This is a genomic window from Micromonospora costi (assembly GCF_003626655.1).
GTDB lineage: Bacteria > Actinomycetota > Actinomycetes > Mycobacteriales > Micromonosporaceae > Micromonospora > Micromonospora costi.
In genome coordinates this window covers 1,232,238-1,253,212 of the sequence record NZ_RBAN01000001.1, presented here as the reverse complement: position 1 = coordinate 1,253,212, position 20,975 = coordinate 1,232,238, and the positions used below count along the sequence as shown (strand labels likewise).

The window sequence follows — 20,975 nt, the reverse complement described above, 5'->3', positions numbered from 1 at the left end:
CGCCCGCCCTCTCGGGACCCCTGGTGCTCGCGGGCCTCCGTGGCGTTTCAGGCCCACGGCCGGGCCGGATGGTGCTCGCCACCTCGACATCCTTGAAGTCGCGGTGTCCACCGCACTCGGACACCGCGACATGCACGCAACCCGTGTCGATCATCGGCCGCTTGCTGGCGGACACCCGGAATCAGCGTTCCCGTGGCGTCGCGTGCCCCATGACCGGAGGCCATGCCAACGAGTCGTTGCAAAGCCTTCTTTGCAAAGCTATCTTGGCATCATGACCGAGGATCCTCACAAGCCTGGGTACGACGCCGCGCAGGACGTCGTTCTCGACGCACGGACGCTCCGGGGCGTGGCCCATCCACTGCGCCTGCGGCTGCTCGGCTCACTGCGCCAGGAGGGACCGCAGACCGCCACCCAGCTGGCCTCCCGGCTCGGTGAGTCCAGCGCGGCGACCAGCTACCACCTCCGCACGCTGGCCGCTTACGGTTTCGTCGCCGACGCGCCCGAGCTGGGCCGCGGCCGGGAACGCTTCTGGCGTGCCGTGCACCGCTCGACCTGGTTCGACACTCCCGACCCGGAGTCGCCGGAGCGTGAACTCGGCGAGGCGTACCTGCGCACGGTCGCGCGGGTGTACGCGGAGAACACCGAGCGGTCCATCACCGAGCTGGCCGACTGGCCGCAGGAGTGGGTGCGGGCGACCAGCATGAGCGACCTCACGGTCAGCCTGAGCGCTGCCGAGGCGCAGGAACTCGCCGACGAGATGATGGCCCTGCTGGTGCGGTATCGGGACCGGGCGGCGGAACGGGCCGGGGACGGCTCGGAACGCGTCGCGATGACCACGCAGTTCCAGATCTTCCCGCGGCGCGGCCAGCTGGACGCGCTGCTGGCGGCGAGAGCCGCGGCCGACGAACCCTCCGGTGCCGCGGAAGGGGACCGGCCATGAGTCAGCGGTCCGCGTACGGGTTGCTCGTCGCCCAGGCGGTCTCGGTCACCGGCACCCGGATGTCGGTCGTGGCGGTGCCCTGGTTCGTGCTGCACACCACTGGCGACGCTCTCCTGACCGGTGTCACCGCGTTCGTGGAGATGGCCGCCCTCGTCGCGACGCGCGTACTCGGCGGACCGCTGGTCGACCGCATCGGGCCGCGGATGGCCAGCGTCGGCGGTGACCTGATCGCCGGGCTCGTGCTCGCGGTGGTGCCCCTGCTGTACGCCGCCGGCCTGCTCGCCTACCCGGTCCTGCTCGTACTGGTCGGCTTGGTGGGGCTGTTCCGTGGACCGTCGGACAACGCGAAGTACGCGATGGTGCCCGACGTCGCGGCCGCCGCCGGCTGGAGCAACGAGCGTGCCGCCGGGCTGGCCGACAGCGTGCAACGCCTCGGGTCGCTGGTCGGGGCGCCGTTGGGTGCGATGCTGATCGTCCTGGTCGGCGCTCCCATGGTCATCGCGCTGGACGCGGCCAGCTTCCTGCTCGGCGCCGTGCTGGTGGCGACACTGGTCCGGGTCCGGCGCGCCGAACCCGACCCGGCGGGGGCGGGCCACCGCACCGGCGTCCGCGGCTACCTCGCTGACCTCGGGGCCGGGCTGCGCTTCGTCCGGCATGATCCGCTGCTCCGGGCGATCGTCGCGATGGTGCTGCTGACGAACCTGCTCGACCAGGCGATGACGGCGGTGCTGATCCCGGTGTGGGCGGCCGAGCGCTTCGACGACGCCGCACCCGTCGGGCTCGTGTTCGGTTCGCTGAGCGCCGGCGCCTTCGTCGGGTCGCTGCTCGTGTCGGTGTACGGCGCGCGACTGCCTCGCTGGCGCACGTACGCCCTGGCCTTCCTGCTCGGTGCCGTCCCGCGGATCTTCGTCCTGGCGCTGCCGGTCGGACTGCCCGTCATCGCGGGCGTCGCGCTCGCTGGCGGGGTGCTGATCGGGGCCATCAACCCGTTGCTGTCCGCCGCGGAGTTCGAACGCATCCCGGCCGACCTGCGGGCGCGTGTCCTCGGCGCGGTCGGGGGCCTGGCGTGGGCGGGTATCCCGCTCGGTGGGCTCGTCGGCGGCGTGCTCGCGTCCACGCTCGGCGCCACCGGCGGAATCCTCGTCGTGGGAACGGCGTACCTGTTGGTCACCCTGGACCCGCTGATCCGCCGGCGCACCTGGCGGATGATGGACCGGCCCGCGCCAGCCACCACCCCGCTGGTCTCGGTGTCCACCTGACGCCTCGCCGGCGAGCGGGATCGGCTGTCAGCGAAGCGGAAACCTGGGATCCTGACGACGGATCGATGTCGCCAGCACGCCTACGGAGGAACCCTTGAGCGCCACGGTGAAGTCGTTCAATCACAACGTTCCCTGGGAGGGCCTGTACGGGTTCAGCCAGGCGATGCAGGTCGGAGACACGGTCTACATCTCCGGACAGCTCGCGCACGACGCCGAGGGCAACTTCGTGGGGGAGGGTGACTTCGACGCCCAGGTGAGGGCGACGCTGGAGAACCTGGACAAGGTGCTCGCGCACTTCGGCGCTTCCCGGCGTCAGGTCGTGGAGACCAGCGTCCTCGTGGTGGGCCTGCGCGAGCACTTCGACGCGGCGGCCGCGGCACACGCCCGCTACTTCGGGGACCACCGCCCGACCAGCACGATCAGTGGCGTGGTGGAACTCGCGCTGCCCGCCCAACTCGTGGAGATCGGGGCCGTCGTCCGCCTGGACATCGCCTCCTGACACGGCCACCCCTGGCCGACGGGTCAGAACAGGGTCAGGGGTTCGGCCGGGATCGGCTGGGGCAGGGGCTCGACCTCGGGCACGCGGGCCCGTACCTCGTCGTGGAACCGGCGGGCGAGCTGCGGCGCGTCGGCGTTGTCCGGGGTGTGCACGAACACGGTGGGCGAGCGGCCCTCCCGGAGCCATCCGGTGACGACGTCGACCCAGTGCCGCCAGCCCTCGACCGTGCGTGCGGTGTCGTCGCGGCCGAGATACCGGACGATCGGCCGGTCGGTCAGCGCGACCGACCGGCGCGGCATCCGCGGCTTCTTCGTCCAGGCGTCCCGTTCCGCGTCGCTGGTCGGCGGGCTCGCGAAGAACGCCGTGGTGTCGAAGGGGATCCACTCGGCGGCGGTCTCGGCGAGGGCCGCTTCGAGGAGCCGCGCCGAGCCGGGGTCGGTGAAGAACGCGGGGTGGCGGACCTCCACGGCGTACCGGTGCGACTCCGGTAGCCGGCGCAGGAAGCGGGCCAGCACGGGGACGTCGGCGGGGGCGAACGACCCGGGCAGCTGGATCCAGACGGCGTCGGCCCGCGGGCCGAGCGGCTCGACGGCGGCGAGGAAGGCGCGCAGCGGCTCGTCGGTGTCGGTGAGGCGGCGCTCGTGCGTGACCACCTTCGGCAGCTTGACCACGAACCGGAAGTCCGGGTCGGTCTGCTCCGCCCACGTGGCGACGGTCTCCCGAGCCGGCGTCGCGTAGAACGTCGTGTTCCCCTCGACCGCGTTGCACCAGCCGGCGTAGTGGCGCAGGCGCTCGTGCGCCGGCAACGGATGGGCGAGGAAGCGGCCCTGCCAGGCCCGGTGGGTCCACATCGCACACCCCACGTGCAGGCGCATCACCCCGACTCCTCCCGCCGCCGACCCCTGCCGTCAGACCGTATACGGGCGCGGCTCGGCGAGCCGGCGGGGGCGACCGGACCGAGCCTGATGCCTCAGAGTCGTGAAAATGCCTCCGAGGCATCAGGCTCGTGCGGCGAACAGGCCCACCCGCCGGCCCGTTTGCCGCCGAATGCTGCGGGTAGCCACGCTTCTCCGGATCGGGAAGGACGGGGCATGGCCGAGCTGAGTTTCTTCGACAAGGTGGCCGACCGGGCGGGGGTGCCGGAGGAGACCGCGCGCGCTCTGACCGAGGCCACCCTGCGTACGCTCGCCGAGCGGATCAGCGGCGGTGAGGCGGCCGAGCTGGCCGACCACGTGGCGCACGAGCTCCGTCCGCTGCTGGCCCGCGCCGACGCCGAGGAGCCGCAGGTCTTCGCGTACGACGAGTTCGTCCGGCGCGTCGCGGAGCGCGCGCAGGTGGGCCCGCGCCTGGCCGAGCAGGGCGCGGGCGCCGTGCTGCAGACCCTGCACCGCGTGGTCGGGCACCGGGAGTTCCGGCAGGCGCTGGCACAGCTGCCCACCGAGATCCAGGCCCTGGCCGAGCCCGTCCCGCACGGCCCCTGACCGGCGTACGGGTTACGCGGGCAGCGCGTCGATCACCCGGCGCAGCGCCTGCTCGTACCCGTCCGGGTTACCGAACCGCTCGAAGCTGCTCAGCGTGATCGTGAAGGCGCCCCGGTCGTCGATGACGACGGCCTGACCCTCGATGTCCTTGACGGCCACGTAGCCCTTGCCACCCCGGTCGAGGTCCGTCACCTTCTGGTAGATCTGCCCGGCCTGCTGCCGCTCGTAGTCGTACGTCGTCTCGCCGGCCAGGCGCGACGAGGTCGTGATGGTGAGCGAGGCGACGCCCTTGCCGTCCCCGAACAGGCAGTTGCCCTGGTCGACCATCGGCTGGCCCAGCAACTCACTGGCCTGGGCGGCGTTGAACGGGCAGCCCGGTGGGGGAGCGGCGTCGCCGGTGTCGCCGCCGGCGTCGACCGGGGCGTCGACGCCCGCCGCCGGGGCCGGGTCGGCCGGGTCGGCGCCGCCGCAGCCGGCCAGGACGAGGGCGGCCACGCAGAACGCGGGCACGATCAATCGGCGCACGGTTCGCCTCCGTTCTCCCTGAGGGACGGCCGACCGGCCGCCATGACCGGCCGACGGCCGGTCACGACCTCGACGCTACGGACGCGCCGTGGCGGAGGAATCGGGTGTTTCCCTAGCCTTCCAACCCTCGTGGATGAAACGATGCCGTCAATCGTCAACCAGTGGTTGACGCTGCGATAGCGTCAACCTATGGTTGACGGCATGACGAATCCCGTCCCCATGAACAACCCGGTACGCCTGGACGATCTCATCCAGGCCATCAAGAAGGCGCACAGCGAACCGCTCGAGCAACTCTCCGACGCGGTTCTGGCGGCCGACCACCTGGGCGAGGTGGCCGACCACCTGATCGGGCACTTCGTGGACCAGGCCCGGCGCGCGGGCGCCTCGTGGACCGACATCGGTCGCAGCATGGGCGTCACCAAGCAGGCCGCGCAGAAGCGCTTCGTCCCCCGGGACACGCCGCTGGACCCGCAGGAGGGCTTCAACCGGTTCACCCCCCGCGCCCGCAATGTGGTGATGGCCGCGCAGAACGAGGCGCGCGCCACCGGCCACACGGAGATCCGCCCCGAGCACGTGGTGCTGGGGCTGCTCAGCGAGCCCGAGGCGCTGGCCGCGAAGGCCCTCGTGGCGCAGGGCGTGACCCCGGACCGGGTCCGCGAGGCGGCGACCGCCGCGCTGCCCGCGCCGTCGGGCGAGGAGGTGCCGGCTCTCATCCCGTACGACGGACAGAGCAGGAAGGTGATGGAGCTGACCTTCCGCGAGGCGCTGCGGCTCGGGCACAACTACATCGGCACCGAGCACGTCCTGCTCGCCCTGCTCGAGCTGGAGAACGGAAACGGCGTGCTCACCGGTCTCGGCGTCGAGAAGGACGCCACCGAAGCCAACCTCGTGGCGGCCATCGAGGCCGTGCGGCACAAGCAGGCCTGACCGGGCCGGGGCGAAGCCCCGGCCGAGAGGTCAGGAGGCGGTGGGGAAGCCGTACCGGGCGGCGTGCTCCGGGTCGGCCGGGTCGATCTGGCGGATCCCGGCGTCGGCGAGGCGCTTGTTGACCTCGTCGAGCCGCTCCCGCACCAGCTGGGCCTCCTCGTCGGTGACCCGGCCCCGGTGCGGCTTTCCTGCGTGCTCGATGGTGCCGTAGTCGAGCCGCTCCGCGCCCCGGCGCGCCTTCGGCGGGCGCACCCGCTCGGCGGTCCTGAGCAGCTGCGCCATGGGCGTGTCCGTGGCCATCGCGTCGAACTCGCTCGCGGTGAGCACCACGCGCCGCGGCTCCCCGCCCGCGTGCCGGTCGTGGATCTCGACCACTGCCACGTCCAGCGCGGCGTCGTCGATGCTCTCCACCTCGACCGGGGTGGCCTCCAGTTGCACGGGCCCGGCCACCAGGTCAGGGTGCTCCAGCACCACGACGCGGACCACCTCGTCGTCGGGCTGCAACACCGTGCCGCTGAAGTCGGAGACGCGGATCGTCTTCTTGCCCATGCGCGCAGCTACTCCTGTCGTCGGCCGGAATCCGGACCAGGAGACGTTACCCGACAGGTGTGCGAAAGCCCGTGGTGGACGATCCGGGTGTGTCGCGCCGCGCCGCCGCCGGTCAGCGGCTGTTGAGGCCGTGCCGGGCCGACACGCCGGCGGGCAGGGCGTTCAGCGCACCCCAGCCCAGCGCCTTCCCGTCGGCGTCGACCCCGCGGTTGCCCCGGTACGGCGGCTGCGCCGGGAAGCGCCCGCCGGCCTCCGGCGTACGCCAGATCCGGTCGGTGTCCTGCTGGTACCGGTCATTCGGCTGATTCGGCATGACGATACCGTCCCAAAGAAAGGTGTCCATGTATGGAAATGGATGTGACGCGGCGGTCCGGCGGACGGTTCCCGTTTCCGGTAAGGAATCCGGCCTGATGTCACGCACGGGGGAGGCGCTACCCCGTGAGAGCCGCGGCTAACCCTGGCGGCCCGGAAAAGAGCGACCGCGGTCGCTGCCCCGGCCCGGCGTGGCGGACGCTGGCCGGTCCGCGCGACCCGGCCGCCGCGCCCGGCGTACGGTGATCACGACGGAAGCCCGACCCCGGGCCGGCCGGCGTGCCAGACGGGGATCACGGGAGGTGGCGGTTGCTCGACCGGCGGCTCCAGCTGCACCTGGCGACCTGGCTCGGCCAGTGGCCGGCCCGTCCGGGGCTGCACGTGGTCCGGTCACACCGGCGCGCCCAACCGGCCTGGGACGGCCGGCTGCGGCCGGCGATCGCCGTGAGCACCGGCCGTAGCACCGTCCTGTCCGTGCCGCCGGACCGGGCGGCGGCCGTCCAAGCGCTCGTCGACGGCCCGCGGGAGCGGCTGATCCCGGCCTTGCCCGCTGCCGTGGGCCGGCCCGACTGGGCCACGCACGACGGCCTCTTCCGATGGAGCCTCGCGCCGGCGCCGCTGCCGGACGTGGGGGAGTGGATCCCGCCGACCTCGCCCGGGCTGCCCGACTGGCTGCGGCTGTTCGACCGGGACGTGCTGGTGGTCCGCGCGCCCGACGGGCGCTACCTGGCCGGCGCGGGCATCAAGCGGCACGACCAGTACGGCCACGAACTCGCCGTCGGCACGACCCCGGCCGCCCGGGGTCGGGGGCTCGCGCGGCGGCTGGTCGCCCAGGCGGCGCGGCGGGTGCTCGACGAGGGCGCGGTGCCGACCTACCTGCACAACGACGACAACCACGCCTCGGCGCGGGTGGCGGAGGCCGCCGGGTTCCCCGATCGGGGCTGGCGTTCGTTCGGGGTCTACCCGGCCTGAGCGCGCCTCCGGCGCGGCGCCGGCGACCGATGGGCCGGCGACGGCACAGGGCGCGGACCGTGGATCCCGGGCCGGATCCACGGTCCGCAGCCTTCCCCCCAGGTCCCCGTGTGGCGACCGGCGGCGAGGCGCCGATCGCGTGTTCCGTCGATCACGCTACGTATCGAACTCGCCCGGGGCAAGATGCCTCGCGCCGGTTTGGCGTGTCGAATAGTGGACTTGACCTGGAACGGAAGCCGCCGGACCGACGAGCAGCTCAGTGACACAGCGTGCGGAATGTGCGGAAGATCCGGCCGGCCGGTATGGTCGCTGCGTCGGCCCCTGGGCCGGGTGATCCGAGGAATTCCGGAGCGGGGCGGCGCATGGACGTGCATCTGCGGGACGCGGGTGCGGGCGAGGTCGTCCTGTGCCCGGTCGGCGAGGTCGACATGGCCACCGCCGACACGCTGCACGCCGCCCTGGGCGGAGCGCTCGAAAGGCCGGGGACGCGGTCGGTCGTCGTCGACCTGGCCGAGGTGGGCTTTCTCGACTCCAGCGGCGTACGCGTCCTGGTGAGCGCCGCCATGACCGCCCGGCGTGACGGGGTGGCGCTGCGCGTGGTCGACCCGCAGCCGGTGGTGGCCCGAGTGCTCCGGATCACGGCGGTCGGCCCGCTGCTCGGTCTGCCCGCGGACGACCCGTCGCCCCGCGCGGCCGGCTTCCGCGGTATCGACTAGCGGTTCCGGGGCGTCACGGCTCCATCCGGGCGCTCGCCTGCCGGGACCATTCGAGCAGCACCAGGGTCGCGTCGTCGCGCAGCGGGCCGGCCTGGTGCTCGGCCACCGCGTGGCTGAGGCGGCGCAGTGTCTCGGGCGACGGAAGACCGGCCGCGATGTGCCGCTCGGCGAGGTCGGCCAGGCGCGCCAACCCGAACAGCTCGCCGGCGGCGTTCCGGGCCTCCGTCATGCCGTCGGTGTGCAGCAGCAGCCGGTCGTCGGGTTCCAACCGCGTCCTGCCCACCTCGACCCCGTCGGCGGGCAGGCCGAGCGGGAGCCGCCGGCCGCCGTCGAGCGTCCCTACGGCCCGGCCCCCGCGCAAGAGCAGCGGTGCCGGGTGGCCCGCGTTGAGGTAGCGGAGTTCTCCGGTGCGGGTGTCGAACTCGCCGAGTACCGCGGTCACGAAGCGGGCGTCCTGCCACTGCCCTGTGATGGCGGCGTCGACGGCCTCGGCCGCGTCCCGCAGATCCCCGCCGGCCCGCCGGGTGGCGCGCAGGGCGGCGAGCGCGACCGAGGTGGTGAGCACCGCCGGCAGGCCGCGACCGACACCGTCGAGGATCGAGAACGCCACGCGACCCGCGCCGAACGCGTAGTCGAAGGCGTCGCCGCCCACGGCGTACGCGGGCTCGAGGACCGCGCTGACCGCCGTGTCGGGTGTGGCGAACGTGAGCGGTGGCAGGATCTGCCAGAGCAGTTCGGCCGAGACCTCCATGGGACGGCTGCGGCGCGACTGGAGCAGAGCGTCGCCGTACGCGCTCTTGCTGGCCACCAGGTGCCCGATGGACCCGGCGATCAGCCGGCAGCCGTCGCGCAGCGCGGCATCGGCGAGATCCGCGCCCGGCGGCGGGGCGACCTCCAGCAGCCCGAGGCGGTCCGTGCCGTCGATCACCGGAACCCACAACCGAGGTGGCGGCCCCTGGGTGGCGTGCACCTCGACCTGGGTGAACGCACGGCCGGCGAGGCTCGCGTCGATCGACAGCGGGTCCGGCGGCGGCCGGCCGGGCACGGCCAGCGGACGCAGGTCGCACTGCTCGACGTCGACCAGGTAGATCGTCGCCGTGGCCCCCAGGGGCCGGAGCGCCGCGTCGAGCGCGCCCGGCAGCTCGTCCGGCGGCAGCCGGTGCGACCGGGACAGCAGGTCGGCCAGGGCCCGGTGCCAGGGGTCGGTGGCGGTCATCCTGCCTGGTTACCCGTCCTGCGGCCGGGCAATGCCTCGGCGGCGGGCGGCCGCGCCCTGCCGGCCAGCCCCGAGCGACCTCGGGGCGGACCGGACCGGCCGCCCTCAGCCGGCCAGCCCGAGCGCCTCGGCGGCGGCGCGGCCGTTGGCGTGGCTCGCGCCGTACGTGGTGACGAAGGCGCGGACCCCGGCGGGCCGCCACTGCGCCGGCCAGCCCATCTCGACGACGGTCACGGGGTGCTCCGCGGCCAGCGCGGTGACCAGTTCGGGGGCACCGGTCAGCCGGTGCAGGTGCCGACCGACCAGGACGATCGGCCGGTCCCCGGCGAGCCGGCGCAGGGTCGCCGGGTCGGTCTCGGCGGCGACCACCCGGATCTCCTCGGCGTCGGCGAGGTGCGGCCCGAGACCCCAGGGCACCCGCCCCTCGGCCATGGTCGAGGCGGCGTGAAGCTGCACCACCAGCGGCCGTTCGAGACCGCTGAGCACCCCGTCGATCCGTACGGCGCGGCGCGCCGCCGCGTACCCCAGGTCGGTGCCGCCGCCGGACGGGGCGCGCGTGGCGGCCCGGGTCCAGGCGGCGAGCGTGGCGGCCCGGCCGGCCGCCTCCTCGACCCGGGCCCGGTCCAACCGGCCGTCGTCGAGCGCGGCGACGATCTCGGCGGCGACGTGCTCGACCAGCTCCGCGTCGACCTTCGCGCCGATGCACAGCAGGTCCGCTCCGGCGGCGAGGGCCCGGACGGCGGCCGGCCCGATGCCACCGGCGGCCAGCGAGGCGCCCTTCATCTCCAGCGCGTCGGTGATCACGGCGCCGGTGAAGCCGTACTCGGTGCGGAGCAGGTCGACGAGCACCGACCGGCTGAACGTGGCCGGCCCGGCGCCGGTCAGCGCCGGCACGCGGATGTGGGCGGTCATGACGGCCTGGGCGTTCGCGGCGACCACGGCGGCGAACGGGGGCAGGTCCCGGCTGCGCAGCACGTCGAGTGGCACGTCCACGGTGGGCAGTTCGTGGTGCGAGTCGGCGACCGTTGCGCCGTGCCCCGGGAAGTGCTTGGCGCAGGCCGCCACGCCCACCGTCTGGAGACCGGTCACGGCGGCCGCGGAGTGCGCGGCCACCCGCACCGGGTCCGCGCCGAAGGAACGGGTGCCGATGACCGGGTTCTCGTCGGCCGTGTTCACGTCGACCGTCGGGGCGAGGTCCACGGTGATGCCGAGCGCGGCCAGCTCCATGCCGATCGCCTCGTAGACGCGCCGCGTGAGGGCCACGTCGCCGATCGCGCCGAGCGCCGCGTTGCCGGGGTACGGGCTGCCCGTGGCGTGGGCGAGGCGGGTGACGTCGCCGCCCTCCTCGTCGATCGCGACGAGCACGTCGGCCCGCCCCTCCCGCAGGGCGGCCGTGGTCGCCGCCACCTGGGCCGGGTCGTGCACGTTGGTGCCGAACAGGGTGTGCCCGGCCAGGCCGTCGGCGACCAGCTCGACCGCCCAGTCCGGCGGGACGGGGCCCTCGTACGCGGCCAGCAACGTGCCCAGCGCGAGGCGCCGCAGTCCTGGATCCAGCCCCACGTGATCTCCCCCTTCGGTGCCGGGCGGCACGAGTGTCGTACCGGGCCCCGGCCGTCCCGGCCGCACAGCGGTGCCGGGTCGACCGAGTACTCCCGGTCCGGGCGGCCGATACGCTACGGCTACCCGTTCGCAGGTCGGTTTACAGTTAGCAAGGTTTACTAAATCTAGAGGACGTGGAATGAGTGCGAGCCGGCTGCCCGGTACCCCCCGCCTGTTGCGGGCGCTCAACGACCGTGCGGCACTGGAACTCCTGCTCGAGCGGGGGCCGTTGACCCGGGCCCGGCTCGGCGAACTGACCGGGCTGTCGAAGGTGACGGCCTCGCAGCTGGTCGAGCGCCTGGAGGAGCGCGGGCTGGTCACCCGGGTCGGCGAGCAGGCCGGCGGGCGGGGGCCGAACGCCCAGCTCTACGCCGTACGGCCGGGCAGCGCGCACGTGGTCGGCGTGGATGTCGGCCCGGACCGGGTGGTGGCCGCCTGCGCGGACATCACGGGCGCGGTGATCGGGCGGGTGGAGCAGTCCACGCGGGACACGGACGACCCGGTGGGCGTGGTGCACAACGCCGTGGTCCAGGCGGCCAGCAGCGCCCAGGCGCAGCTGTCGAGCGTACGGCGGGTGGTGCTCGGCACGCCCGGCCTGGTCGACCCGGCCACCGGCGACATCACCTTCGCGTTCAACCTGCCCCGCTGGCACCGCGGCCTGCTCGCCGCCCTGCGCGAGGACCTGCACACCCCGGTGGTCTTCGAGAACGACGTGAACCTCGCCGCGGTGGCCGAGGCGCAGTCCGGTGCCGCCGCGGGGCTCGCGGACTTCGTCCTGGTCTGGATCGGCGCCGGCGTCGGCCTGGCGATCATGCTGGGCGGGCGGCTGCACCACGGCAGCAGCGGCGCGGCCGGCGAGATCGGTTACCTCCCAGTGCCCGGCGTGCCCATCCCGCGGGACGTCGCGCGGCGGGCCAAGCCGGCGTTCCAGCAGCTCGTGGGAGCGGACGCGGTGCGCGGGGTGGCCCGCGAGCACGGTTTCACGGCGGGCAACGCGGCCGAGGCGGTACGCGCCGCACTCGAGGCCGGAGAGAGCGGCGGCCCGGTGCTCGACGAGCTGGCCCGCCGGCTCGCGCTCGGCGTGGCGAGCACCTGCGTGGTGCTGGACCCGCCGCTCGTGGTGCTCGCGGGCGAGGTGGGGCAGGCCGGCGGGACGGCGCTCGCCGAGCGGGTGCAGCACGAGGTCGCCGCCATCACGCTGGTGCGCCCCCGCGTGGTGCCCACCGGGCTGACCGAGGAACCGATCCTTCAGGGTGCGTTGCGTACCGCCCTGGACGCCGTCCGCGACGAGGTCTTCGGCTCCACCGTGGGCTGACCCCGTCCGGGCCGGCCCCACCCGCTCGGGCGGGGCGGGGCCACGGTCGGTCATGTGAAGGAATTCTTCACGATCCTCTCAGGTGCTGCAAGGTGTTGCCCAGGGCGGCGGGCGCGCGGCTCAGATCAGGTCCCGGCGGCGGAACGCGGCGAACGCCGCCACCGCCAGCACCCCGGTCAGGACGAGCAGCACGGTCAGGGCCGTACCCCCGGTCAGCGTGTAGGACGCGTCGCAGAAGCCGCCGCCGCTGCTCGCGCACCCGCTCGCGTCCCAGAACCGGGCCTCACCCGCGAGCCAGGCCCCGACGTGGCTGGAGAGCATGAACCGGTCCGGGCGCGGCGCGTCCACGATCTCCAGGACCAGCCGCGCGCCCAACTCCCAGACCACCGCGTACGCGGCCGCCGTGCCGAGGGCGGCCGACGTGTGCCGGCCCAGCGTGGCGAGCGCGAACCCGAGCGCAGTGGCGAGCAGCACCAGCACCATCCCGCGGGCGTGGAGCGCGCCCAGCTCGCGCCAGAAGTCCGCGTCCAGCTGGCCCGCCAGACCGGCGGTCTGCCCGATGACCCAGAACGTGGCGAGGTACGCGACCGAGGCGAGCAGCGACAGCACGAGCGTCGCGCCGAGCAGCGTGCCCAGCTTCGTGCCGAGCACGGTCATCCGCCGCGGCCGCCAGAGCAGCAGGTTGACCACCCCGCCCGAGTTCAGGTCGGCGCCGATGTACGACGCGCCGACCAGGAACCCGAACAGCACCAGGAACGCGATGAGGAAGAAGAGCAGCGGGCGGGCCTGCGAGCCGAACGTGAAGACACCCGTGAGGTAGTCCGTGGCCACGGGCAGCCGCTCCTGGCGTACCGGGTCCACCTCGCTGCAGTCCGCCGGGTAGTACTGCTCCTCCACCTCGGGCGGCAGGTTCCCGTTCACCCGATCCACGCACTGCTGGTAGATCTCGTCCATCTGGCGGCGGGCGTCGGCGGCCTGGGCGCGTGCCTCGGCCAACTCGACAGGGCTGGGCTGGTGCGAGCCGGCGAGGGTGGTCGCCGCGGTGACGCCGAACGCCAGCGCCAGCAGGACGACCATGAGCTGGACGAAACGGCGCGCGGTCAGCCGCTCCAACTCGGCGCGGACCAGGTTCACGCGTTCCCTCCTCTGTCGCTGCCCACGGTGCCCAGGTCGATCTCCCCGCCGTGCGGCGGCGCGCCGCCGGGCGGCCGCGAGCCGTCGACCTGCCGGGGCAGGCTCGGGTGGACGCCCTCACCGGTCAGTTCGAGGAAGACACTCTCCAGGTCGGGCCGCAGCGGGGTCAGCTCGCGTACCCAGAGCCCCTGCTCGCCGAGGAGCCGGCTCACCACCGTCGCGTCGGCCACCTCGCCGACCACCAGGTGATCGGGGTGCGCGTCCACCGGCAGGCCGGCGTCGCGCAGCAGCTCCGCGGCCCGCTCCGGCTCGTCGACCCGTACCCGGAACTCGTGCTGGTCGAAGCCGGCGAGCACCTCGTCCACGCGACCCGCGGCCACCCGCCGGCCGCGCGAGATGATCGTGACGTGGTCGCAGATCAGCTGGATCTCGGCGAGGATGTGGCTGGACACCAGCACGGTCACCCCGGCCGCGGACAGCGACCGCATGAGGTCCCGCATCTCCCGGATGCCGGCCGGGTCGAGCCCGTTGGCCGGCTCGTCGAGGATGAGCAGCTCGGGCTGCTTGAGCAGCGCCGACGCGACGGCCAGCCGCTGCTTCATGCCCAGCGAGTAGCCCTTCACCCGCTCGTGGCCACGGTCGCGCAGACCCACCTGCTCCAGCACCTCGTCCACCCGGACCGCCGGCACGCCGCCGGCGCGGGCGAGCAGGCGCAGCGTCCGCTCCGCGGTGAAGTTGCCGAAGAACTGGGGGCTCTCCACGATGGCCCCGACCCGGCCGGCCACCTGGGGCAGGTGCGTGGGCGACGGGGCGCCCAGCACGCTCATCCGCCCGCCGTCGGCCCGTACCAGCCCGAGCAGGGCGCGCAGCGTGGTGGTCTTGCCCGACCCGTTCGGGCCGAGGAAGCCGTGGACCTGCCCGGCGCCGACCACCAGGTCGAATCCGTCGACGGCGATGCGCCGGCCGTGCCGCACGCTGTGGAAGGTCTTGCGCAGACCCTCGATCTCGATGACCGCGCTCATCCGCGCGGTTTCCTGCTCCGAGCCGGCATGGACCGTCCTTCGGCTGTGGTGACCAACGACACGGCGCACCACCCTATGGCCGGCGGGCCGCCCGTGGGGGGCACCACGGCGCTGCGTGGTTGGATGGGCGGGTGACTGGTGACCTGATCCCCGGCGCCACCGGCGCCGCACCCGCCGCCGCACCCGTGGACCCGGATCTGGTGGTCAGCCTCGACGGCGGCGGTGTGCGCCGCTCCGGCACGGCACTGCTGCACGACGTTCACTGGCGGGTCGAGTTGGACGAACGCTGGGTGGTGCTCGGGCCCAACGGCGCGGGCAAGACCACTCTGCTCAACCTCGCCTCCGGCCGGCTGCACCCGACCGTCGGCACCGCGCACGTGCTCGGCGAGCGCATCGGCCGGACCGACGTCAACGAGTTGCGCACCCGCATCGGCCTGACCACCGCCGCCCTCGCCGAGCGGCTGCCCGCCGAAGAGCGGGTCAGCGACGTGGTCGTCACCGCGGCCTGGTCGGTGGTCGGCCGCTGGCGGGAGAGCTACGACCGCACCGACGAGGCCCGCGCCCGCGCGCTGCTCGGGCAGCTCGGCGTCGGCGGGCTCACCGACCGCAAGTACGGCACCCTCTCGGAGGGCGAGCGCAAGCGGGTGCAGATCGCCCGCGCCCTCATGACCGACCCGGAACTGCTGCTGCTCGACGAGCCGGCCGCCGGGCTCGACCTGGGTGGGCGCGAGGACCTGGTCGCCCGGCTCTCCGAGCTGGCGTACGACCCGGACGCGCCCGCCATGGTGCTGGTCACCCACCACGTCGAGGAGATCCCGCCCGGCTTCACCCACGCGCTGCTGCTGCGCGAGGGTGGCGTGGTGGCGCAGGGGCTGATCGGGGAGACGCTTACCGGCGACAACCTCTCCAAGACCTTCGGGCTGCCGCTGGTCGTGGAGCGCCGGGCCGACCGCTACACCGCCCGCGCCGCCTGACGGCGCGCCGGGGTCCCCGCCGACGAACAGGAGGTGCCGGGTGCCGCAGACCCGGGTGACTGTCGTGGGCAGCGCGAACATGGACCTGGTCGCCATGGCGCCCACCCTGCCCCGGCCGGGGGAGACCATGCTCGGCACCGACTTCGTGATGGTGCCCGGCGGCAAGGGCGCCAACCAGGCCATCGCCGCCGCCCGGGCGGGCGCGGCGTGCGCCTTTCTCGGCGCGATCGGCTCGGACTCGTTCGGGGTCACCCTCAAGGCGCGGATCAGCGCGGCCGATGTGGACACCGGGCACCTGCGCGTGGTGTACGGCACCTCCGGCGTCGCCCTCGTGATGGTCAACGCCGAGGGTGAGAACGCGATCCTGGTCACCCCGGGCGCGAACGCCGCACTGACCGGCCTCACCGAGGACGAGTTGGCCACCGTACGCGCGGCCGACGTGCTGGTGGCCCAGCTGGAGATTCCCGTGGAGACGGTGACCCAGGCGGCGGTCGCCGCCCGCGCGGCCGGCACCCGCGTGGTGCTCAACGCGGCACCGGCCCGACCCCTGCCCGACGAGCTGCTCGCGGCCGTGGACCTGCTCGTGGTGAACGAGCGCGAGGCGCAGGCGCTCACCGGCCGCGGCCGTGAGGCGCCCGAGGCGCTGCTCGACCTCGTGCCCCGCGCGGTGCTGACCCTCGGCGGCGAGGGCGCCTGGTACGGCGACCGGGAGGGGACGGCCGTGCACGTGCCGGCGGTCAAGGTGGACGTGGTCGACTCGACGGCGGCCGGTGACGCGTTCACCGCCGCCCTCGCCGTGGGCTGGGGCGAGGGGCGGGACCTGGTCGACGCCGTGCGCTGGGCGGCCGCGGCCGGTGCGGCGTGCGCCCGGCGGCTCGGGGCGTCGGTGGCGCTGCCCCACCGGCCCGAGATCGACGGCCTCTACGCCCCGGCCTGATCCGTCGCGCCGTCCCGCGGCGTCGCGCCGTCGCCCGGCATCGCGTCGTCCCGCGGCGTCGCGGTCGCGCGGAAGGCCCGCCGGTACGCCGACGGCGACGTGCGCATGGCCCGGCCGAAATGGTGGCGGTAGGTGACGGGGGAGTCGAAGCCGACCGTGGCGGCGATCCGCTCGACCGGCACGTCGGTCGTCTCCAGCAGCGCCAGGCTGGCCCGCACCCGCTGGTCGACGAGCCAGCGGATCGGGCTCGTGCCGGTGGCCCGGGCGAAGTGCCGCAGGTACGTGCGGTCGGACATGTGGGCCTGGGCGGCGAGCCGGGCCACGGTCAGCGGCTCCCCGAGGTGGGCCAGGGCCCAGGTGATGCTGCCCGCGATCCGGTCGTCGTCCGGGTCGGCCGGCACCGGCGCCTCGATGAACTGGGCCTGCCCGCCGTCGCGGTGCGGCGGGATCACGAGGCGGCGGGCCACGGCGTTGGCGATCGCGGCGCCGTGGTCGCGCCGGACCAGGTGGACGCAGAGGTCCAGGCCCGCCGCGCTGCCGGCGCTGGTGAGCAGGTCGCCCTCGTCGAGGTAGAGCACGTCCGGGTCCACCCGGACACGCGGGTACCGGCGGGCCAGCAGGTCCGCGTACTGCCAGTGGGTGGTGGCCCGCCGGCCGTCGAGCAGGCCGGCGCCGGCCAGCGCGAACGCACCGGAGCAGATGGACATGATCCGGGCGCCCTGGCGGTGCGCGCGGCGCAGCGCGGTCACGAGTTCCGGCGACGGTTCCGCCGCGACGTCCGGGACGCCGGGCACGATCACGGTCCGGGCCGCGGCCAGCGCGTCGAGACCGTACGGGGTGTGCAGGGCGGCGCCGCCGACCACCGGCACCGGGCCGGGCCGCTCGGCGCAGACCCGCAGGTCGTACCAGTCGACGTCGAACTCGGGTCGGGGCAGCCCGAACACCTCGGTGACGATGCCGGTCTCGAAGACGGACATCCCCGGGTACGCCAGCACGGCGACGCTGCGGTCCACCGGCCCGGACGCGGCGCGGCGGGCGGCAGGCGCGAGCGGAGCGGGCGGGGCGAGCGGCCGGGGCATGGCGGGATGTTAGCGCAGGACGGCGTCACCGCCACTCGTCGCGGTGGCCCGCCCGGCACAGGATCATCGTCATGACGTACGCCTTCGCCGTTCCGGCGGCCGAGCCCGCCGCCGCTGCCGCCCACTTCCTCGCCCGACTCGGCTTCGAGACCGACGTCAGTGACGTGTACGCCGACCTCACGGCCGGGGTGTCGGGTCTCGTGGTGGTCGACTCCCGGGGCCCCGAAGCCTGGGCCCAGGGGCACCTGCCCGACGCCGTGCACCTGCCGACGGCCGAGATCCCCGCCCGGGCCGCGGAGCTGGTGCCGGCGGGCTCGACGGTGGTCACGTACTGCTGGGGGCCCGGATGCAACGGCGCCACGCGGGCCGCCCTGGCGTTCGCCCGGCTCGGCTACCGGGTCAAGGAGATGCTCGGTGGCTACGAGTACTGGGTGCGCGAGGGGTTGCCGGTGGTCACCGCCACGGGCCTGACCCGGCGGCCCGCCGACGAGCTGACCGCACCCCGCACCGCGATCAGCTGCGACTGCTAGCCCTGCTCGCCGGCCTCGTCGGTGAGCTTCTCGCCGCGCCGGCGCAGCATGTTCAGGCCGGGGATGCCGGCGACGGCGAGCTTGAGGTCGCGGGTGACGTCGAGCAGGTCGTGCAGGTCGGGGCCGACGCGGTCGAGCGTGGCGAGGATCGGCAGGATGTCCGCGGTCAGGTGCTCGCGCAGCTTCGGCAGCTCGTCGACGAGCCGGATGGCGGCGGTCACCTCCTCGTGGCTGAGCTGTTCGACGAACCGTGTCGTCATCGGCGCGGCCCGGCGCAGCGCCGGTTCGTACGCCGTCAGCAGCTCGGCCGCGGTGGCCGCCGCCTCCGCGGCGGTGCCCACCGTGCCGGCCGCCCGCCCCGCGACCGCGTCCGCCTCGGCCACCACGGCGACGGCCGAATGGGCGACCTTCTCGGCGTCGGTGAGCACCCGGTCGGTGCGGTCCAGGGTCCGCTCGATCCGGTCCACCACGCCGTTGATGCGCGACAGGAGCGCCTCGACGTCGTCGAGCACCGCGAACGCGCGGGCGGGCACGGCCGCCAGCGAGGCGGCCGAGCCGAAAGCCTGGTCGAGGGCGGAGCGGGTGAGGCCGACGACCGCGGACGGCCGGGGGAGGGGGATCGCCATGGGAACCAGTGTGCGTCGCCCACGCCCGTGCCGCCCGCCGGCGATCGTCGCGTCCGGTCCGTCAGCGGCGATCCGTGTGCTGTTCCACGGCGCGCTGCACGGCCCGGTAGATCTGGCCGAACCGCAGGGCGTCGGGGGTGCGCAGCAGCAGCTCCTCCCGGCCGTGGTGCTGCACCCACAGCTCGTGTACCTGGCTGCCCCGCTCGTAGGAGCGGTCCAGCCAGCCGAGCGGCAGCTCCAGGAATGGCGTGAGGAAGAGAGCGCCCACCACGAAACCGGCGAGGATGACCAGGGCGAGCGTCCACTCGCCGCGGTCCTGCGCCGACCAGACGAGCGAGACGACGCAGATCAGCGCCACCAGCGGCGGCAGGGACAGCAGCAGGACGAGGACTCCGCGTCCGAGCACCCGCCCCCGTACGGCGAGCGTCTGGCGCCCGCGCGTGTGCCAGACGTATGTCACGTCGGCGAGCGCCACCACCCGTCCGCCGGCCCGGATCGACTCGGAGGTCACCTGCACCGCGTCGTCCCGGTAATAGACCGTCATCGTTCAGCCTAACCACGCCCCGGCAAGCTCCGCCCAGCCGGTGAACGGGTGCGGGTAGCGTCGCCGCATGACCGAGGAGGAACGCAACGTCGAGGTGGTACGCCGGTACCTGCGTACCTTCGTGACGAAGGACCTGGCGGAGCTGCGTGCCGTCGTCGCGGAGGACGTGCTGATCTACGGGTCCGGCAGGTCGGTGTGTGGCCGGCACTTCGTCGAGCAGGCCGTCTCGTCGCCCGGGCTCACGGTGCTCGACCAGGAGGTCCACGAGGTGGTGCCGGCCGGGGACCGGGTCACGGTCGTCATGGCGCAGACCTACCGGCGGGACGCCACGGGCGCCACGGCCGTGCAGAGCGCCTGCAAGATCTACCGGCTGGCCGAGGGACGGATCGTGCAGTTCTGGGGCGAGCAGGACCTCTACGGCCTGCTGCGCGGCCTCGACATGCTCCCGGACAGACCGATCGAGTTCTAACCGCGCGGGCGGGCCGGGTGCGCCTGCTCGACGGCCCGCTGCACCGCCCGGTAGATCTGGCCGAACCGCAGCGCGTCACCGGTGCGCAGCAACTGGACGGGCCGGCCGCGCCAGCGCGCCCAGATCTCCAGCTGCCGGCTGCCCCGGGCGTAGGAGCGGTCCAGCCGCTCGAAGAGGAAGTCGGCCACCGGCCCGACGGCGAGCCCGACCAGCACCGAGGCGCCGACGATCGCGGTCGTGACCGTGGCGGAGCGGTCCAGCCAGATCGCCAGCCCGACACCGAGGACGGCCGCCACCAGCGGACCGGCCATCGCCGCGCCGATCGCGCCCCGGCCGGCGAGCACCCGCCACGAGCGGCTGCCCCGCCGGTGCCAGACCATGCTGATCTCGGCGAGGGGGAACGTGCGGCCGTCCACCCGGATGGCGGTGGAGGTGACCTGCACCGACCTGTCGTCGTAGTACGTGACCATCGCTGGCCTCCCGGCCCGGGACTGCTACCAGACTACGTTCCCCAACGAGGCGGGCCGTATGGTTGGCACGCGACTTCGACGAGGAAGTGAGGGCAGCGTGGGCGAGTTCGTGCGGCTGGAGACCAAGGACGGTATCGGCACCATCCGGCTGGAGCGGCCGCCGATGAACGCGCTCAACACCCAGGTCCAGGAGGAGTTGCGCGCCGCCGCCACGGCGGCCACCGCCGACCCTGACGTCCGCGCCGTGATCGTGTACGGCGGGGAGAAGGTCTTCGCCGCCGGCGCCGACATCAAGGAGATGGCCGACATGTCCTACGTGGACATGGCGGCGCGCGCGGCCGACCTGTCGAGCGCGCTCGGCGCCATCGCCCGGATCCCCAAGCCGGTCGTCGCCGCCATCACCGGGTACGCCCTGGGCGGCGGCTGCGAGCTGGCCCTCGCGTGCGACTGGCGGGTGGTGGCCGAGGACGCGAAGCTCGGCCAGCCGGAGATCAAGCTCGGCATCATCCCGGGCGCCGGCGGCACGCAGCGGCTGGCCCGGCTCGTCGGCCCGGCCCGCGCGAAGGACCTCATCATGTCCGGCCGGATGGTCGACGCCGAGGAGGCGCTGCGGATCGGGCTGGCCGACCGGGTGGCCCCGGCCGCCGAGGTCTACGCGACCGCCGTCGAGCTGGTCCGCCCGTACCTCTCGGGGCCGACGCAGGCGCTGCGCGCGGCGAAGCTCGCCGTGGACGGCGGCCTGGACATGGACCTGAACTCGGGCCTGGCCTGGGAGAGCCAGCTGTTCGCGGCGCTCTTCGCGACCGACGACCGGCGTGAGGGCATGGCCGCCTTCGTCGAGAAGCGCAAGCCGGGCTTCACCGGCCGCTGAGCGGCCCCG

Annotated in this window: 25 protein-coding genes; 13 read left to right on the top strand and 12 right to left on the bottom strand. The window is 74.2% G+C overall.

The window, feature by feature from the left end:
* Window positions 1–271: 271 nt before the first annotated feature.
* The 3 genes from D7193_RS05640 to D7193_RS05630 all read left to right on the top strand — a co-directional run bounded on the left by D7193_RS05640 (window position 272) and on the right by D7193_RS05630 (window position 2,698).
* The gene (locus tag D7193_RS05640; RefSeq protein WP_120778252.1) at window positions 272–940 is read left to right on the top strand and encodes a winged helix-turn-helix domain-containing protein; all 669 of its coding nucleotides are present in this window, start codon (window positions 272–274) and stop codon (window positions 938–940) included.
* Window positions 937–2,199: an MFS transporter gene (locus D7193_RS05635; RefSeq protein WP_120778251.1), complete on the top strand. Its 1,263-nt coding sequence runs from the start codon at window positions 937–939 to the stop codon at window positions 2,197–2,199. Before D7193_RS05640 ends, D7193_RS05635 begins: the two co-directional genes overlap by 4 nt.
* A gap of 94 nt (window positions 2,200–2,293) precedes the next feature.
* Window positions 2,294–2,698, top strand: coding sequence for a RidA family protein (locus D7193_RS05630; RefSeq protein WP_174242554.1), 405 nt, complete (start codon window positions 2,294–2,296; stop codon window positions 2,696–2,698).
* 23 nt (window positions 2,699–2,721) lie between these two features.
* Here the strand turns inward: D7193_RS05630 and D7193_RS05625 are convergent, their stop codons facing one another.
* Window positions 2,722–3,549, bottom strand: a complete 828-nt coding sequence (locus tag D7193_RS05625; protein ID WP_206611872.1) for a DUF72 domain-containing protein — start codon at window positions 3,547–3,549, stop codon at window positions 2,722–2,724.
* A 240-nt stretch (window positions 3,550–3,789) separates the two neighbouring features.
* Here D7193_RS05625 and D7193_RS05620 point away from each other — a divergent pair, with 240 nt between their 5' ends.
* Window positions 3,790–4,179 (top strand): DUF2267 domain-containing protein, encoded by a 390-nt coding sequence (locus tag D7193_RS05620; RefSeq protein ID WP_120778249.1) that lies wholly within the window; start codon window positions 3,790–3,792, stop codon window positions 4,177–4,179.
* Window positions 4,180–4,191: 12 nt separating this feature from the next.
* On the opposite strand, the gene D7193_RS05615 is transcribed toward D7193_RS05620, so the two are convergent.
* On the bottom strand, window positions 4,192–4,704 hold the full coding sequence (locus D7193_RS05615) for a hypothetical protein (RefSeq protein ID WP_120778248.1): 513 nt from the start codon (window positions 4,702–4,704) through the stop codon (window positions 4,192–4,194).
* A gap of 201 nt (window positions 4,705–4,905) precedes the next feature.
* Between D7193_RS05615 and D7193_RS05610 the strand changes: the two genes are divergently transcribed.
* Window positions 4,906–5,631, top strand: a complete 726-nt coding sequence (locus D7193_RS05610; RefSeq protein WP_120778247.1) for a Clp protease N-terminal domain-containing protein — start codon at window positions 4,906–4,908, stop codon at window positions 5,629–5,631.
* Window positions 5,632–5,661: 30 nt separating this feature from the next.
* On the opposite strand, the gene D7193_RS05605 is transcribed toward D7193_RS05610, so the two are convergent.
* Together D7193_RS05605 and D7193_RS05600 are read right to left on the bottom strand one after the other, a co-directional pair.
* The gene (locus D7193_RS05605) at window positions 5,662–6,180 is read right to left on the bottom strand and encodes a hypothetical protein (RefSeq protein ID WP_120778246.1); all 519 of its coding nucleotides are present in this window, start codon (window positions 6,178–6,180) and stop codon (window positions 5,662–5,664) included.
* Between the two features lie 112 nt (window positions 6,181–6,292).
* Window positions 6,293–6,493: a DNA repair protein gene (locus tag D7193_RS05600; RefSeq protein WP_120778245.1), complete on the bottom strand. Its 201-nt coding sequence runs from the start codon at window positions 6,491–6,493 to the stop codon at window positions 6,293–6,295.
* Window positions 6,494–6,801: 308 nt separating this feature from the next.
* Here D7193_RS05600 and D7193_RS05595 point away from each other — a divergent pair, with 308 nt between their 5' ends.
* Window positions 6,802–7,464, top strand: coding sequence for a GNAT family N-acetyltransferase (locus D7193_RS05595; protein WP_120778244.1), 663 nt, complete (start codon window positions 6,802–6,804; stop codon window positions 7,462–7,464).
* A gap of 362 nt (window positions 7,465–7,826) precedes the next feature.
* The gene (locus tag D7193_RS05590) at window positions 7,827–8,180 is read left to right on the top strand and encodes an STAS domain-containing protein (RefSeq protein ID WP_158674772.1); all 354 of its coding nucleotides are present in this window, start codon (window positions 7,827–7,829) and stop codon (window positions 8,178–8,180) included.
* 13 nt (window positions 8,181–8,193) lie between these two features.
* Here D7193_RS05590 and D7193_RS05585 read toward each other — a convergent pair whose 3' ends face one another.
* Together D7193_RS05585 and D7193_RS05580 are read right to left on the bottom strand one after the other, a co-directional pair.
* On the bottom strand, window positions 8,194–9,396 hold the full coding sequence (locus D7193_RS05585) for a PP2C family protein-serine/threonine phosphatase (RefSeq protein WP_120778242.1): 1,203 nt from the start codon (window positions 9,394–9,396) through the stop codon (window positions 8,194–8,196).
* A gap of 105 nt (window positions 9,397–9,501) precedes the next feature.
* Complete coding sequence (locus D7193_RS05580) at window positions 9,502–10,956, bottom strand: glycoside hydrolase family 3 N-terminal domain-containing protein (RefSeq protein WP_120778241.1); 1,455 nt, start codon at window positions 10,954–10,956, stop codon at window positions 9,502–9,504.
* Window positions 10,957–11,134: 178 nt separating this feature from the next.
* On the opposite strand from D7193_RS05580, the gene D7193_RS05575 reads away from it, so the two are divergent.
* A complete protein-coding gene (locus D7193_RS05575; protein WP_120778240.1) occupies window positions 11,135–12,310 on the top strand; it encodes an ROK family transcriptional regulator in 1,176 nt (391 codons plus the stop codon).
* Between the two features lie 120 nt (window positions 12,311–12,430).
* On the opposite strand, the gene D7193_RS05570 is transcribed toward D7193_RS05575, so the two are convergent.
* Entirely contained in the window at window positions 12,431–13,444 is a 1,014-nt protein-coding gene (locus D7193_RS05570; RefSeq protein ID WP_120778239.1) for an ABC transporter permease subunit, read from the bottom strand.
* The gene (locus tag D7193_RS05565) at window positions 13,441–14,466 is read right to left on the bottom strand and encodes an ABC transporter ATP-binding protein (RefSeq protein ID WP_120778238.1); all 1,026 of its coding nucleotides are present in this window, start codon (window positions 14,464–14,466) and stop codon (window positions 13,441–13,443) included. The genes D7193_RS05570 and D7193_RS05565 overlap by 4 nt, the downstream gene beginning before the upstream one ends.
* Window positions 14,467–14,597: 131 nt before the next feature.
* Between D7193_RS05565 and D7193_RS05560 the strand changes: the two genes are divergently transcribed.
* Window positions 14,598–15,440, top strand: coding sequence for an ABC transporter ATP-binding protein (locus tag D7193_RS05560; protein ID WP_120778237.1), 843 nt, complete (start codon window positions 14,598–14,600; stop codon window positions 15,438–15,440).
* 40 nt (window positions 15,441–15,480) lie between these two features.
* The gene (locus D7193_RS05555; RefSeq protein ID WP_120778236.1) at window positions 15,481–16,377 is read left to right on the top strand and encodes a ribokinase; all 897 of its coding nucleotides are present in this window, start codon (window positions 15,481–15,483) and stop codon (window positions 16,375–16,377) included.
* Here the strand turns inward: D7193_RS05555 and ftrA are convergent.
* The gene (gene ftrA, locus D7193_RS05550) at window positions 16,362–17,456 is read right to left on the bottom strand and encodes a transcriptional regulator FtrA (RefSeq protein ID WP_174242552.1); all 1,095 of its coding nucleotides are present in this window, start codon (window positions 17,454–17,456) and stop codon (window positions 16,362–16,364) included. The two genes, D7193_RS05555 and ftrA, sit on opposite strands and share 16 nt — an antisense overlap.
* A gap of 71 nt (window positions 17,457–17,527) precedes the next feature.
* On the opposite strand from ftrA, the gene D7193_RS05545 reads away from it, so the two are divergent.
* Complete coding sequence (locus D7193_RS05545; protein WP_120778235.1) at window positions 17,528–17,986, top strand: rhodanese-like domain-containing protein; 459 nt, start codon at window positions 17,528–17,530, stop codon at window positions 17,984–17,986.
* Here the strand turns inward: D7193_RS05545 and D7193_RS05540 are convergent.
* Both D7193_RS05540 and D7193_RS05535 read right to left on the bottom strand, forming a co-directional pair.
* Window positions 17,983–18,612: a hypothetical protein gene (locus tag D7193_RS05540; RefSeq protein ID WP_120778234.1), complete on the bottom strand. Its 630-nt coding sequence runs from the start codon at window positions 18,610–18,612 to the stop codon at window positions 17,983–17,985. The genes D7193_RS05545 and D7193_RS05540 overlap by 4 nt on opposite strands.
* Window positions 18,613–18,673: 61 nt before the next feature.
* On the bottom strand, window positions 18,674–19,156 hold the full coding sequence (locus D7193_RS05535) for a DUF6232 family protein (protein ID WP_120778233.1): 483 nt from the start codon (window positions 19,154–19,156) through the stop codon (window positions 18,674–18,676).
* Between the two features lie 67 nt (window positions 19,157–19,223).
* On the opposite strand from D7193_RS05535, the gene D7193_RS05530 reads away from it, so the two are divergent.
* The gene (locus tag D7193_RS05530; protein WP_120778232.1) at window positions 19,224–19,625 is read left to right on the top strand and encodes a nuclear transport factor 2 family protein; all 402 of its coding nucleotides are present in this window, start codon (window positions 19,224–19,226) and stop codon (window positions 19,623–19,625) included.
* Here the strand turns inward: D7193_RS05530 and D7193_RS05525 are convergent.
* Entirely contained in the window at window positions 19,622–20,095 is a 474-nt protein-coding gene (locus D7193_RS05525; RefSeq protein ID WP_120778231.1) for a DUF6232 family protein, read from the bottom strand. The two genes, D7193_RS05530 and D7193_RS05525, sit on opposite strands and share 4 nt — an antisense overlap.
* A gap of 97 nt (window positions 20,096–20,192) precedes the next feature.
* Here D7193_RS05525 and D7193_RS05520 point away from each other — a divergent pair, with 97 nt between their 5' ends.
* A complete protein-coding gene (locus D7193_RS05520; protein WP_120778230.1) occupies window positions 20,193–20,966 on the top strand; it encodes an enoyl-CoA hydratase/isomerase family protein in 774 nt (257 codons plus the stop codon).
* The last annotated feature ends 9 nt before the right edge of the window (window positions 20,967–20,975 follow it).